The organism is Nocardioides sp. LS1, assembly GCF_003865225.1.
Lineage (GTDB): Bacteria > Actinomycetota > Actinomycetes > Propionibacteriales > Nocardioidaceae > Nocardioides > Nocardioides ginsengisegetis.
Genome location: NZ_BIFF01000001.1, coordinates 17,851 through 30,574, shown reverse-complemented (window position 1 = coordinate 30,574; position 12,724 = coordinate 17,851). Strand labels below are relative to the sequence as shown.

General features: G+C 70.8%; 13 protein-coding genes, 2 pseudogenes and 1 riboswitch. Of the genes and pseudogenes, 7 read left to right on the top strand and 8 right to left on the bottom strand.

Annotated features, from left to right (window positions below):
• Positions 1–83: 83 nt before the first annotated feature.
• Positions 84–1,034: an IS3 family transposase gene (locus EJF31_RS00150; RefSeq protein ID WP_125035099.1), complete on the bottom strand. Its 951-nt coding sequence runs from the start codon at positions 1,032–1,034 to the stop codon at positions 84–86.
• Positions 1,031–1,321: a transposase gene (locus EJF31_RS00145; RefSeq protein ID WP_125035098.1), complete on the bottom strand. Its 291-nt coding sequence runs from the start codon at positions 1,319–1,321 to the stop codon at positions 1,031–1,033. Before EJF31_RS00145 ends, EJF31_RS00150 begins: the two co-directional genes overlap by 4 nt.
• On the opposite strand from EJF31_RS00145, the pseudogene EJF31_RS22220 reads away from it, so the two are divergent.
• The 4 genes and pseudogenes from EJF31_RS22220 to EJF31_RS00125 all read left to right on the top strand — a co-directional run.
• Positions 1,203–1,841, top strand: a pseudogene (locus EJF31_RS22220) (IS3 family transposase); the annotation flags it as partial. The gene EJF31_RS00145 and the pseudogene EJF31_RS22220 overlap by 119 nt on opposite strands.
• 17 nt (positions 1,842–1,858) lie before the next feature.
• Positions 1,859–2,945: pseudogene (locus EJF31_RS00135) on the top strand (IS30 family transposase).
• Entirely contained in the window at positions 2,926–3,252 is a 327-nt protein-coding gene (locus EJF31_RS00130; protein WP_185736085.1) for an integrase core domain-containing protein, read from the top strand. Before EJF31_RS00135 ends, EJF31_RS00130 begins: the two are co-directional and overlap by 20 nt.
• A 40-nt stretch (positions 3,253–3,292) precedes the next feature.
• Positions 3,293–3,886 (top strand): integrase core domain-containing protein, encoded by a 594-nt coding sequence (locus EJF31_RS00125; RefSeq protein ID WP_260430609.1) that lies wholly within the window; start codon positions 3,293–3,295, stop codon positions 3,884–3,886.
• 395 nt (positions 3,887–4,281) lie between these two features.
• Here EJF31_RS00125 and EJF31_RS22020 read toward each other — a convergent pair whose 3' ends face one another.
• From EJF31_RS22020 to EJF31_RS00105, 4 genes are all read right to left on the bottom strand, one after another.
• Entirely contained in the window at positions 4,282–5,145 is an 864-nt protein-coding gene (locus tag EJF31_RS22020; protein WP_221767393.1) for a DUF2510 domain-containing protein, read from the bottom strand.
• A 411-nt stretch (positions 5,146–5,556) separates the two neighbouring features.
• Entirely contained in the window at positions 5,557–6,108 is a 552-nt protein-coding gene (locus EJF31_RS00115) for a PIN domain-containing protein (protein ID WP_125035095.1), read from the bottom strand.
• 1 nt (position 6,109) lies between these two features.
• Entirely contained in the window at positions 6,110–6,565 is a 456-nt protein-coding gene (locus tag EJF31_RS00110; RefSeq protein ID WP_125035094.1) for a helix-turn-helix domain-containing protein, read from the bottom strand.
• Between the two features lie 111 nt (positions 6,566–6,676).
• The gene (locus EJF31_RS00105; protein ID WP_260430554.1) at positions 6,677–7,234 is read right to left on the bottom strand and encodes a site-specific integrase; all 558 of its coding nucleotides are present in this window, start codon (positions 7,232–7,234) and stop codon (positions 6,677–6,679) included.
• 216 nt (positions 7,235–7,450) lie between these two features.
• Positions 7,451–7,586, top strand: a riboswitch (cobalamin riboswitch).
• A gap of 75 nt (positions 7,587–7,661) precedes the next feature.
• Between EJF31_RS00105 and EJF31_RS00100 the strand changes: the two genes are divergently transcribed.
• The 3 genes from EJF31_RS00100 to EJF31_RS00090 are packed head-to-tail and all read left to right on the top strand — an operon-like array spanning position 7,662 to position 10,743.
• Positions 7,662–8,543 carry a nitrite reductase gene (locus EJF31_RS00100; RefSeq protein WP_125035093.1) on the top strand — a complete coding sequence of 294 codons (882 nt, stop codon included), beginning with the start codon at positions 7,662–7,664 and terminating at the stop codon, positions 8,541–8,543.
• Positions 8,540–9,205, top strand: a complete 666-nt coding sequence (locus EJF31_RS00095) for a precorrin-8X methylmutase (RefSeq protein WP_125035092.1) — start codon at positions 8,540–8,542, stop codon at positions 9,203–9,205. Before EJF31_RS00100 ends, EJF31_RS00095 begins: the two co-directional genes overlap by 4 nt.
• The gene (locus EJF31_RS00090; RefSeq protein ID WP_125035091.1) at positions 9,202–10,743 is read left to right on the top strand and encodes a precorrin-2 C(20)-methyltransferase; all 1,542 of its coding nucleotides are present in this window, start codon (positions 9,202–9,204) and stop codon (positions 10,741–10,743) included. The genes EJF31_RS00095 and EJF31_RS00090 overlap by 4 nt, the downstream gene beginning before the upstream one ends.
• Here the strand turns inward: EJF31_RS00090 and cobM are convergent.
• Together cobM and cbiE are read right to left on the bottom strand one after the other, a co-directional pair.
• Complete coding sequence (gene cobM / locus EJF31_RS00085) at positions 10,740–11,483, bottom strand: precorrin-4 C(11)-methyltransferase (protein ID WP_125035090.1); 744 nt, start codon at positions 11,481–11,483, stop codon at positions 10,740–10,742. The genes EJF31_RS00090 and cobM overlap by 4 nt on opposite strands.
• On the bottom strand, positions 11,480–12,709 hold the full coding sequence (gene cbiE / locus EJF31_RS00080) for a precorrin-6y C5,15-methyltransferase (decarboxylating) subunit CbiE (protein WP_185736084.1): 1,230 nt from the start codon (positions 12,707–12,709) through the stop codon (positions 11,480–11,482). The genes cobM and cbiE overlap by 4 nt, the downstream gene beginning before the upstream one ends.
• Between the last annotated feature and the right edge of the window lie 15 nt (positions 12,710–12,724).

Genomic DNA, 12,724 nt, shown 5'->3' with positions numbered 1-12,724 from the left:
GGGCTTCCCCTCGTAGCGTGGAGACATCGCCTTTGAGGAGATGAGCGGGCGATGTGGTTCCCCCCGAAGCGTGGAGGGCTTCCCTATGCGGCTTCCCGGTTTGGGGCCACGGTGTTCTCGTAGCTGATCGGGCTCATCATGGCGGCAGCGCTGTGCCGACGCTGGTGGTTGTAGAACCCGTAGCACCAGTCCAAGACGACGGCCTGGGCCTGGCGGGTGTTCTCGAACTCGTGGCGTGAGAGAACCTCCCACTCCAGGCTGCTGAAGAACGCCTCGGCGGCGGCATTGTCGAAGCACGACCCGACCCGCCCCATCGACTGGCGGACCCCGAGCTGGCGACACAGCTTGGTGAACGCGTTCGCCGTGTAGGTCGAGCCCCTGTCGGTGTGGAAGATGACCCGCTTGGACTGATCCTCGCGCCAGCCCGGCTCGTTGACCGCGTCGACACCACCGCGTGCCGCGACGGCCATCTTGATCGCCGCACAGGCCAGATCGGCGTCGGGATGCAGCCCGGTCGCGGCGCCGAGCAGACGACGCGAGTAGAGATCGATCACCGTCGCCAGGTAGAGCTTCCCGCCGGCCGTGGGGATCTCGGTCATATCGCCCACCCACCGGGCGTTCGGCCGGTCGGCAGTGAAGTCCCGCTTGAGCAGGTCGGGGAACTTCGGTGCCGTCTTGTCCTGCTTGGTGAGCCCGTTCCTGCGCTTGATCCGCCGCGCGACCAGGCCCTGGCGGCGCATCGAGTCAGCGACGGTCTTCTCCGACACCGTCCACCCGCCATCGCGCAGGTCGTGGACCAGACGTCGTGAACCGTGCAGGCCGCGGGCCTTCTTGAACGCCACCGCGACGGCGCGGTCGACGGTGTCGCGGCGGCGATCCCGCTTGGTGTGCAGGCCACGCGCCGCACCAGGCGACTCAGCGCGGCCGAGCCATTTGTAGAACCACGCCAGGCTGACCCCGAGCAGCAGGCAGGTCACCGTGTGCGGCACCCGGTACTTCGTCCTCTGGTCGGCGATGAAGCGTGCCACGCTCACTTCGTCGCCTCCTTCACCCACAGGACCACGGATCGCTTGAGGACATCACGCTCCATCCGGAGCTCAGCGACCTCCGCGCGCAGCCGCTTGAGCTCCTCGTGGTCGTCCTTCGACAACCCGCGGGTGCCCTCGGCCGCCTCGCGGGCCCGGTTCACCCAGTTGCCCAGCGTGCCCTCGTTCACGCCGAGGTCGCGCGCAACCTGCGCGATCGGCTTCCCGGTCTCTTCGACGATCCGGACAGCTCCCTCACGGAACTCCCGGTCGTACTTCTTCCGCTTCTCTGGCATCTCGATCCTCATTGTCGATGCCTCTACGGTCCGGGGGGAACCTCAGTTGTTCGCCAAGCATCGCGGCCGGTACGGGTCGCCACGGATCACCGCCGACCTGCGCGAGGAGGGGTGGACGGTCAGCGAGAACACCGTCGCGGCCCTGATGCGCGAGCTCGGGCTGGCGGCTCGGCGCAAGCGGCGCCGCAAGCAGACCACCCGGCAGGGCCGGGGCAAGTGGCGGGCACCGGACCTGATCGGCCGGAACTTCGGCACCGATCGGCTCAACCACAAGTGGTACGGGGACGGCACCGAGGTTCCCACCGACGAGGGCAAGCTCTACCTGGACTCCGTGCTGGACATGGGGTCACGCCGGATCGTCGGGTTCGGTATCGGGGAACACCACGACGCCGACCTCGCCGAGGCCGCACTGCAGATGGCGGTCGCGGTCCGCGGCGGCAAGGACAACCTGGGCGAGGTGATCATGCACACCGACCAGGGCAGCGAGGGCGGATTCAACCGGTCGTCGCAACACCTCGATCACGGAGGTGTTCAGGGATGGCGACGAAGGACTGGAGTAAGAAGACCAGCGATGTGCCCGAGGGGCTTCGGCGGCAATGGCGTGCTGATCGAGCACTGCGGCCGGCGATGCGCTCGCCCGGTCGGCCAGATCCCTCGCGAGTGGTGCAGCGACAGTTCTGGCGGCAGATCGCGACCGGGGTCACGACAGTGGAGGCATCGCTCGCGGTGGGTGTGTCGTGGCCGGTCGGTGCCCGCTGGTTTCGCCACGCTGGCGGCATGGCGCCGATCTCGCTGGCCGAGCCCACCGGCCGCTACCTGACCTTCGAGGAACGCGAGGAGATCGCGATCCTGCGCGCGAAGAACAGGGGCGTGCGCGAGATCGCCCGCGCGATCGGGCGTGACCCCGGGACCATCTCACGCGAGCTGCGCCGCAACGCCGCGACTCGTAGCGGGAAACAGGAGTACCGCGCCGTGGTCGCGCAGTGGAAGGCGCAGCAGGCGGCCAAGCGGCCCAAGACCGCGAAGCTGGTCGAGAACCCGCGGCTGCGGGAGTACGTCCAAGACCGGCTCGCCGGAAACGTGCGTCGGGCCACTGGGAAGGCGACCTGATCATCGGGACCGGCCGGTCGGCGATCGGGACGCTCGTGGAGCGCAGTAGCCGTTCCACGCTCCTGGTCCACCTGCCGCGCATGGAGGGTTGGGGCGAGACGCCGTATGTGAAGAACGGGCCATCGCTCGGCGGCTACGGGGCCGTCGCGATGAACGACGCGCTGACGGCATCGATGACCAAGCTGCCCGAGCAGTTGCGCAAGACACTGACGTGGGACCGTGGCAAGGAGCTCTCCGGGCATGCGCTGTTCGCGTTGGAGACCGGGACGAAGGTCTTCTTCGCCGATCCCCACTCACCGTGGCAGCGGCCGAGCAACGAGAACACCAACGGGCTGCTGCGGCAGTACTTCCCCAAGGGGACCGACCTGTCGCGCTGGTCTGCTGAGGATCTCGGGCCGTTGCCCACGCGCTCAACAACCGGCCCCGCAAGGTACTCGGCTGGAAGACGCCCGCAGAGGTGTTCGAGGAGCAGCTACGCTCGCTCCAACAGGCCGGTGTTGCAACGACTGGTTGAACTCGCCGAGTACACCGCGCAGGCCTTCCGGGCCGCCTGCGGTCGGGTCGGGGTCACCCAGTCGATGGGCCGGGTCTGGTCGGCGCTGGACAACGCGGTCATCGAGAGCTGGCACTCCACCGTGGAGTTCGAGCTGCGCCAGCTCGAGCACTTCACCACCAAGATCCAGGCCCGTCGCCGGCTGGCGGTCTGGATCGAGGAGTACAACCACGACCGGCGCCACTCCTCACTCGGGATGCGCTCTCCGGTCGCCTACGAGCTCGCCCTCAGCACCGAGCCCGTCGCCAGCGCGGAGGCAGCAGCATGAGCCGCCAGCTCCCCCGTGCCACGAGCATGACCTCGTCCTCATCGGCGTCAAGGCCGAGCCCTCCGGGTGGCCTCCGGCCAGCCATGACTCCGCCTCCGGGCGAGGCCCCACGGCACCGGCCGGGAGCTGGCCGGCTGCCCCGAGCCACAAATCCCAAGCCTCTACGGTTTCAGGGGTTTGCCGGTTCCAGCAGACGATGAAGAAGTGGCTCCGCGCACAGCCCGACCAGCCGACCAGCCGACCAGCCGACCAGCCGACCAGCATCGACGACCTCCAGGCCCTCCTCGACGCCTTCGTCGAGGAGTACAACGACCACCGGCCACACCGGTCCCTGGAGCATCGAGCCACCCCCGCCACCGTCTACACCACCCGGCCCAAAGCGACCCCGAGCAACGGCGACCGCGACGACGACACCCACGACCGCGTCCGCCGCGACCGCGTCGACAAGTCCGGCAAGGTCACCCTGCGCTACCGCGGCCGGCTCTACTCCATCGGCATCGGCCGAACCCACGCCCGAACCCGCGTGATCATCCTCGTCCAGGACCTCCAGATCCGCATCGTCGACGCCGCCACCGGCGAGCTCCTCCGCGAACTCACCCTGGACCCGAACAAGCGCTACCAGCCGATCAACTGACCGATCCGAACCAGAAAACGCCGGAGGGCCGAACCCACAGGATTTGGGTTCGGCCCTCCGTGATGTCTTGAGACATCACATCGTAGCGGGGGCAGGATTTGAACCTGCGACCTCTGGGCGGAATCAGCGCCCTTCGGAGTGCTACTGGGTAGGTCTGAAAATCACGGTATTCCCCTTGTTTCGTGGGGGAAACTCCACTCTGACGATCCTCACGATACCCGACGACTGCCGAGATGCACCGGGGGTTTCTGGACACTAAATGGACCCGATCTGAATCCGTCGGAACCGTCATCGAGAGGTGCGGAACCAGTCTTTGTCTCCATCCGCAGGCGCGTCCTCCCGCCGCTTGCGGACGCAGTCCACCGATCTACGACGTTTCGTCGCGACGCCCCGGGTCAGCAGAATCCGAGATTCTTCGCGTCCTCGATTGGCATCATGTTGAGACTCGTCACGTTATTGGGGTCGAGTTGATCGGTATCTGCCGTCACCGTAGAGAAAACGACTCCGGGAACCCAGTCCTCCCAGCCGTGGCTTCGCATCACCTGCTCGACAGGCGGCGACCTGATCGTTGCGATCGAGCAGGCCGCCTCGCCTTTGTCCCAGTGGCCGAACGTGGCGCCTGGTGGAAACTCCGCCAAGGCAGTTGCCTCTGCTTCTGCGAGGGAGGTGCCGCTCGGCAGGTTCACGATGTAGCTGACCACGGGCGTGACTAGGTCGACACCCGCATACTCCGGCTGCGAATCGCTCTCCTCTGTCGTTACATATGGCAAGAAGGCCGAACCGTCGTCGAAGCCAGGTGCTTGCGCGTGAGTCGCGAGCCAGTCGTCCTTGGTGGCTCCGTAGCCAGTGATCAGAGCCGCTGAGGGTATAGGGGTAGTCGACGGAGTTGGAGACGTGGACTTCGAAGGACTCGGAGACGGCTTGGACGTGCTCGGGACCAGCGTCGGGGAGGCGCCGTCCGCCAGCCTCTTGCTGGGTTCGGCGCTTGGCGTCTTCGTAGATGTCGACTCAGAGTCGGCTGGGTCGATCGTGTTGCCAATCGCGCCAATCACGACGAACAGGAGGAATATCGCAGCTGCGATTACCCAGCCGCTTCGCCACCTCGGGCGCTGGCCAGAGCGTGCCCGGACGACGGTAGCGGTCGGAGCGGGCACCGCGTCCGGTCCGGGGGCGCGGTGATCTGTCCACTGAACACCATCCCAGTACCGCAACCCGTCTCCGTCGGGGTCGGTGTACCAGTTCGCAGGCGGGAGCGTCACGTTCTGCACGGTAAGCGATCGATCGCGCGGTGGTCCGAGGAATCTGTGGATCCCACGGCTGTTCCCGCTCGCGATCTATTGCGTCGCCGTGCTGCCGCGAAGCGCGCACGCGTTGGGTGCCTCATTCCGTCGCCTACGACTGTCACCGCATGCGTCCTTTGCCGCCGGTGGTGCGCGATCGCACCGATGTCCGCCTTTTGGTGGCCCCAGCCATGCTGGTCGAGCCATCGACGGTGCGGCCGAGGACAGCGCCACAGCCACTCCTCCCTTCTGGGCGAATGCCCGTCCGCAGCTCCTGAGCCAGAGTCAGCCAACGTGCCCGCGAGGTCCGGATCTCCATCCCCAGATGCAGGGTCAGGGCAGAGGAGTGCCTGACCCGCTCAGGAGCCCCAGGGCGGACCGCCCCGAGCTTCAGGGGCGTAGGGCGGCAGCCGACTCAACCAGACCGTCGCGCTCGAGCATGGCGAGGACGGCGGAGAACGTCGCCGGTGGGTTCTCACGAGAGTCGGCAATCCGTTGGACAGCGCTGTAGACCGCCTCCCGGCTGAGGTCGATCTGATCGAGGATGAAGTCGTCGGGCGACTTCGCCTCCATGTCCCACGGCTCGAGCGTGGAGGCCGGGAAGTCCTTGAGGTTGTTGGTCACGACCACCTGGGCGCGGGCCTTGATCGCGGCTGCGAGCACGTGCCGGTCGTCGGGATCTGGCAGGTCGATCGCGTCGATGAGAGGTTCGTAGCCGGTAACCAGGCAGTCGCGCACGGCCCGGTTCATGAGGTCGCGGGTGCGGGCCAGCTTCGCCGGGTCGAGGTCGGGTCGGTCCGCGGTGAGGTTGTCGAAGACCTCGTCGAGGATCTGGTCGGTCCACTTGGCCTGGACGAGCCCGGCTTGCGCGACGCGGATCAGGAGGTCTCGGAGCGTGCTCGGGTAGAGCACGTTGGCGTCGTAGAGGACGACGAAGGGCACCTCAGAGCAGGCCCATCTCGTGGTTCAGCCGGGTCAACTCGTCGGCGGCCTCGCGGCGCTCCTGGTCGTCACGTGCCAGATAGGCCATCAGCGACTGGGCCTTGATCCGGCGGTGCTTGCCGACCTTGCGGTACTCGATCTGGCCGGCGTCCAGCAGGCCGATGAGGAACGGCCGGCTGACGTTGAGGAGCTCGGCTGCTTGTTGGGTGGTGAGCTCGGCGTGGGCGGGCACGACCGAGACGCCTTGGCCGGCGGCCATGTGCGCGAGAACGCGGGCGAGGAGCTCGACGGCGCCGCGCGGGACGACGAGGGTCTCCTCGGGGTCGTCGGAGACGACGAGGCGGATCACGCTGTCGTGGTGGGTGGCGAGGTAGTCCTTGATGTGCGGCAGCGCCTCGACGGCGGTGTTGATGTCGGACTCGTCGGGCTGGACGGGGGCGAGTGCCAACGCGGTCATGGTGTCTCCTCTCTCGCGGCTCCAGTATTCGCAATATTCGAAACAAACGCAATAGTTCAATTCGGGTGTTGACCTTCCTCCCCACTCCCCTCCCCCACCCTCGGGCCGCAGTCAGTGGTTGCCCAGGTCGAGGCGTCGCGCCTCGGCGGCGGCGCGCTCGGAGGCCCCGGCGCGGGTGTACCGGATCAGCATCTCGACCCGGGCCCAACCGGCCTTGGCCATCGGGTCGAATTCGGAGCCGCCGGCGGCGAGCCGCCGGTGGGCGGCGGTGTGGCGGAGCCGGTGCGGCCGAAACCCGTCGATGCCGGCCCGGTCGGCGCTTCGGCGCAGCGATCGGTAGAGGGCGTCGGTCCCGAGCTCGCAGCCGCGTTCCCCGAGCCAGAGGTCGTCCCGGTCGGCGTGCGGCTGGGTGTGGCGGACGGCGAGGTAGGTTCGGATCGCGGCGGTGGTGGCGGGGCCGATCGGGATGATGCGCCCGCGGCCGCCCTTGCCACGCCGGATGGTGACCAGGCCGGCGGCGAGGTCGAGGTCGGGGGCGGTCAGGGCAATGACCTCGCCGAGCCGGACCCCGGTTTCGACCATCAGCCGGATGATCGCCTCGTCCCGGACGTGCCGCAGCGACCTCGGGTGTCGGATCCGCCGTGGCTGTCGGGCGGGCAGTATGAGCACAGGTCAGCCCGGCCTTGAGCAGGCAGCCGCGGATGAGCGGCGAGGACGTTGGCCGTTACAAGGCCATTGGGACCGGCGCCGGCCACGACCGCGTCGCACGCGTCTGTGTCCGCCGTTCCCCTCATCTGTCCGTGCTGGTGGCCATCCTCGCGAGTCGCCGGTGCGCGTTGGTAGCCTCGCCGGTGCCAGTCAACCCCGCGGTGAGAGCCACGGGTCAGGGAACCCGGTGAGAGTCCGGGACTGACGCGCAGCGGTATGGGTGACGGGCGGGGTTTCCGTCTCACGACGGGCCACTGGACCTCCCGGGTCCGGGAAGGTGCCCCGGCCCGGTCGATCCCGAGTCCGAAGACCTGCTGGCCCTGACGGCGCCTGCCGTCCGGTCACCCGCGGGCTTCGCGCACGAGCCCCTGACCTGCGAGGAACGCCCATGACACCCGGGCCATGCCCATCCCCCACTCCCACCCGCACCCGCCCAGACCTCTGCCCGGGCGTCACCCGCCCGTGGCCCGCCGACGACGGTGCGCTGGTCCGCGTGCGGCTCGTCGGCGGCCGGGTCTCGTCGTCCGCGCTCGTGGCGCTGTCCGAGGTCGCGCAGGCGTACGGCGACGGCGACCTGCACGTGACCGGCCGAGCCAACCTCCAGCTCCGGGCGCTGCCCTGGTCCGGCGGGGAGCTGGCCCCCGAGGCGGCGGCCGCGATCGAGGCTACCGGGCTGCTGCCCTCGCGCTCGCACGAGCTGGTCCGCAACGTGCTGGTCTCCCCCGGGACCGGCCTCGCGGGTGGGCGGGCGGACCTGCGACCCGTCGCGGCGGCCCTGGACTCGCTGCTGTGCTCGGACCCCGCTCTTGCTGACCTGCCGGGCCGGTTCCTGTTCGTGCTCGACGACGGCCGCGGCGACCTGGTCGGGCGGTCCTGCGACCTCGGGCTCGTGGCCCTGTCCGCGTCGACCGGACAGGTCCGGATCGGGTCGCACGGCTGGGGTGCGCTGCTACCGCTCGCCGACGCTCCGCTCGCCCTGGTCGCGCTCGCCGACCGGTTCCTGCGCTGCCGGGGCACCGGGCCGACCGCGCCCTGGCACGTGGACGAGCTGCCGACCGACGCGCTGACCCGGCTCCCCCGTGACCCGCGGGTGCCGGTCGCGACCGGCGCTGCGGCGTACGGCGTGGTGGCGGGGGGCGAGCACGTCCCGGCCCCCGACGGCGTCCTGTCGCCCGCGCTGGTCACGCGCCTCGCCGGCCGCGCGCCCGAGCTGGTGGTCACGCCGTGGCGTGGCGTCCTGGTGCCGCGGGTGACGCGGGTGGCGCGGTGAGCGCGCCGGTGCGGCCGCCGCGGACCTACGCGTACGTCGACGACGGGCCGGCGATCTACGTCGACTCGTTCGCGACGATCCGTCGGGAGGCGTCGTTCGACCACCTGCCCGCGGACGCCGAGAAGCTGGCCGTGCGGATGGTGCACGGGACCGGTCAGGTGGACCTGGTCGAGGCCCTCGTCGTGCATCCCCGGCTCGTGGCCGCGGCCCGGGCGGCGCTGCTCGCGGGCGCCCCGATCCTGACCGACGCGCACATGGTGGCCTCGGGCGTGACCCGGGCCAGGCTGCCGCGCGACAACGAGGTGCTCTGCCTGCTGCGCGACGAACGGGTGCCTTCCCTGGCCCGCTCGTGGGGAACGACGCGCTCGGCGGCGGCGGTGTCGCTGTGGGAGCCGTGGCTGGCGGGCTCGGTCGTCGCGATCGGCAACGCCCCTACCGCGTTGTTCCACCTGCTCGAGATGCTCGTCGCGGGGGCGCCGCGGCCGGCCGCGATCGTCGGCTGCCCGGTGGGCTTCATCGGCGCGGCCGAGTCCAAGGAGGCGCTGGCCGCGCTCGCGGACGACTACGGCATCGACATCCCGTACGTCACCGTGCGCGGCCGCCGCGGCGGCTCCGCGATGACCGCCTCCGCCCTCAACGCCCTCGCCCAGGAGCAGGAATGACCGGCCACTTCTACGGCGTCGGGCTCGGCCCCGGCGACCCCGAGCTGATCACCCTCAAGGCCGCCCGGCTGATCGGGTCCGCCGACGTCGTGGCCTACCACGCCGGCGTCGGCAAGCAGTCGAACGCGCGGCGGATCGCGGCGTCGCTCATCCCACCGGGGGCCGTCGAGGAGGAGCTCCGGTATCCCGTCACGACCGGGACGACGGCACACCCGGGTGGGTACGCCGGAGCGATGGCTGAGTTCTACGAGTCCTCGGCGACGCGGTTGGCCGCGCACCTGGCGGCCGGCCGGACCGTGGTGCTGCTGGCCGAGGGCGACCCGCTCTTCTACGGCTCCTACATGTACATGCACGACCGGCTGTCCGAGCGGTTCCCCACCGAGGTGGTGCCCGGCGTCCCGGCGTTCGCGGCCGCGACGGCCGCCGTGGCCTCGCCGCTCGTGCGGCAGACCGACGTGCTCACGATCCTGCCCGGCACGCTTCCCGAGCCCGAGCTGGCCCGGCGACTCGCCGACACCGACGGCGCGATCATCATGAAGCTCGGCCGGACGTTCCCCGCCGTACGCCGTGCGCTCACCGCCGCCGGCCGGCTCGAGGGTGCATTCTACGTCGAGCGGGCCTCGATGGAGGCGGAACGGTGGCTGCCCGTCGCCGACGTCGACCCCGACTCGGTGCCGTACTTCTCGCTGATCGTGGTCCCCGGCGACTCGCTCCGGGGGCCCGGCCGGCGTGCCGTTGGGTCCCCAACGGCAGGTTCCGGCGCCGAAAACATGCCGTTGGGGACCAAACGGCACGTGGATCGGCCGCCGACGGAGCTGGTCGTGGTCGGGCTGGGGCCGGGGCCGGATGAGTGGGTGACACCCGAGGTGACGGCCGCGCTGGCGGAGGTCGACCACGTGGTGGGGTATGCGCCGTACGTCAACCGGGTGCCGCAGCGTGAGGGCCTGACCCGGCACGCGTCGGGCAACAGCGTGGAGGTCGACCGGGCGCGGTTCGCCCTGGACCTGGCCCGGGCCGGCGAGCGGGTCGCGGTCGTCTCCGGTGGCGACGCGGGCGTGTTCGGGATGGCGTCGGCGGTGTTCGAGGCCGCGGAGGACCCGGCGTACGACGGCGTCGCCGTGCGGGTGCTGCCCGGCGTCAGCGCCGTGCAGGCGGTCGCGGCCCGGGCCGGAGCGCCGATCGGCGGCGACTTCGCCGTCCTCAGCCTCTCGGACCGCCTCAAGCCCTGGTCGCTGGTCGAGAAGCGACTGCGCGCGATCGCCGAGGCCGACCTGGTGCTCGCGATCTACAACCCGGCCTCGCGGTCGCGGACCGAGCAGGTGGTGCGGGCGCAGAAGATCCTGCTCGAGCACCTGCCGGCCGACACAGTCGTGGTCGTCGGCCGCGACATCGGCCGGGCCGAGGAGTCGCTGCACGTCACCACGCTCGCGGCCCTGGACGCGACCACGATCGACATGAAGTGCCTGCTCCTCGTGGGGTCGCGCGGCACCCGCGTCTCGGCGAGCGGGCGGGTGTGGACGGCGCGGTTCGCCGACTAGCGACGGGTCCGGTCGGCGGAGTAGAGGAACGACTCGCCGCCACCGGACGGGTCCAGAGCCCGGCCGACCAGGATCACGGCGGCCTGGCGCAGGCCGGCCGCCTCGACCTGGTCGGCGATGTCGGCGACGGTGCCGCGCAGGACCAGCTCCCCGGGCTGGGTCGCGCGCGAGACGACCACGACCGGACAGTCCGCGCCGTACACCCCCGCCAGCTCCGCCATCACCTCCCGCGTCCGTGTGATCGCGAGGTGCAGGCAGAGCGTGGCGCGCGTGGCCGCGAACGCCGCCAGCGACTCGCTCTCCGGCATCGCGGTCGAGCGGGCCTGGGCACGGGTGAGCACCACCGACTGGCTGACCAACGGGACCGTGAGCTCGCGGCCCACGGCGGCGGCCGCAGCGGCGTACGCCGGCACCCCGGGCGTCACGTCCCACGGCACCCCCGCGGCGTCCAGCCGCCGCGTCTGCTCGGAGACGGCGGAGTAGAGCGAGGGGTCACCAGACGTGAGGCGTACGACGTCGTGCCCGGCGTCGTGCGCGTGCACCAGGTCCGCGGTGATCCGGTCCAGGTCGAGGTGCTGGGTGTCGACCAGCCGGGCGTCCTCGCGGCAGTGCCCGAGGACCTCGGCGTCGAGGTAGGTGCCGGGGTAGAGCACCACGTCGGCCCGCGCGAGCATCGTGGCGGCCCGCAGCGTGATCAGGTCGGCCGCGCCCGGTCCGGCGCCGACGAAGTGGACGGTCATACGGGCTCCTTCGTCCAGGCCCACTGGGTGACGGTGCGGGCCGGCGTCCAGCCTGTGAAGGAGCCGATCGGCGCGGCCGTCTCGACGGCGTGCCGGGTCAACTCACCGCCGTGGCTGGCATGCATCCGGGCGAGCAGTCCCTCGGTCTCCACCGTCACGCCGTGGACGACGAGCCGACCGCCGGCTCTCAGCGAGCTCACGCAGTAGCCGACGAGGCCGGGCGCCGTCGCGCCACCACCGACGAAGACCGCGTCCGGTTTGGTGCGGCCCACCAGCGAATCGGGCGCACGGCCAGCGACGACGTCGAGGGCAGGGACGCCCAGCCGCTCGGCGTTGCGGCCGATCCGCTCGGCCCGCTGGGGGTCCGCCTCGATCGCGAGCGCCCGGCACGTCGGGTGCGCCCGCATCCACTCGATGCCCACCGAGCCGGCACCGGCGCCGACGTCCCAGAGCAGCTGCCCGGGACACGGCGCCAGCCGCGCCAGGGCGCTCGCCCGCAGGTCGCGCTTGGTCAGCTGGCCGTCGTGCTCGAACGCCTCGTCGGGCAGCCCGGGCACCCAGGAGACGTGTCCGGAACCCGCCATCTCCAGGGCGAGCACGTGCAGCGCCGGGACGTCCGCGGACCACCGCGAGGCGATGTCCGAAAAGCGCGACTCATGGGCGCTCCCGAGATCGCCCAGGACGGTCATCCGGGTCTCCCCGAAACCGGCGACGTCGAGGAGCTTCGCCAACCCCGCTGGGGAATCCGCGTCCGAGGAGAGCACCAGGACGCGCCGTCCGGGAGCCAGCTCGCGCAGCACCGCGTGCGGGTCCCGACCGACGATCGTGACGACCGTCGAGGACTCCGCGGACCAGCCCATCCGCGCCCGGGCGAGCGCCACCGACGAGAGCGCCGGCTCGACCACGATCCGGTCGGACCCGAGCAGCTCGACCAACGTCGTACCGATGCCCGAGACCAGGGGATCACCCGAGGCCAGGACCACGACGCGACGGTCGGCGTGCTCCTCGAGGAGATCGGGCAGCGCGTCCAGCAGCGGGCTCGGCCAGGGCTCCCGGAGCTGGCCGAGGACGGGCGGGACCAGGCCGAGGTGGCGGCGGCCGCCGAGCAGCACGTCGGCGCCCGCGACGAGTTCACGGAGGCGCTCGGAGAGGTCCGACCAGCCGCCGGCACCGAGGCCGACGACGGTGACGGCGCGGGCAGTCGTGGACGGGGCTGAGGGCTGCACGGGGGGTGACGCTAT

What these genes read in the sequence shown, in the direction of transcription:
- EJF31_RS00145 (WP_125035098.1), bottom strand. Translation starts at nt 1,321, where the DNA reads ATGCCAGAGAAGCGGAAGAAGTACGACCGGGAGTTCCGTGAGGGAGCT.
- EJF31_RS00110 (WP_125035094.1), bottom strand. Translation starts at nt 6,565, where the DNA reads ATGACCGCGTTGGCACTCGCCCCCGTCCAGCCCGACGAGTCCGACATC.
- EJF31_RS00100 (WP_125035093.1), top strand. Translation starts at nt 7,662, where the DNA reads ATGACACCCGGGCCATGCCCATCCCCCACTCCCACCCGCACCCGCCCA.
- EJF31_RS00090 (WP_125035091.1), top strand. Translation starts at nt 9,202, where the DNA reads ATGACCGGCCACTTCTACGGCGTCGGGCTCGGCCCCGGCGACCCCGAG.
- cobM (WP_125035090.1), bottom strand. Translation starts at nt 11,483, where the DNA reads ATGACCGTCCACTTCGTCGGCGCCGGACCGGGCGCGGCCGACCTGATC.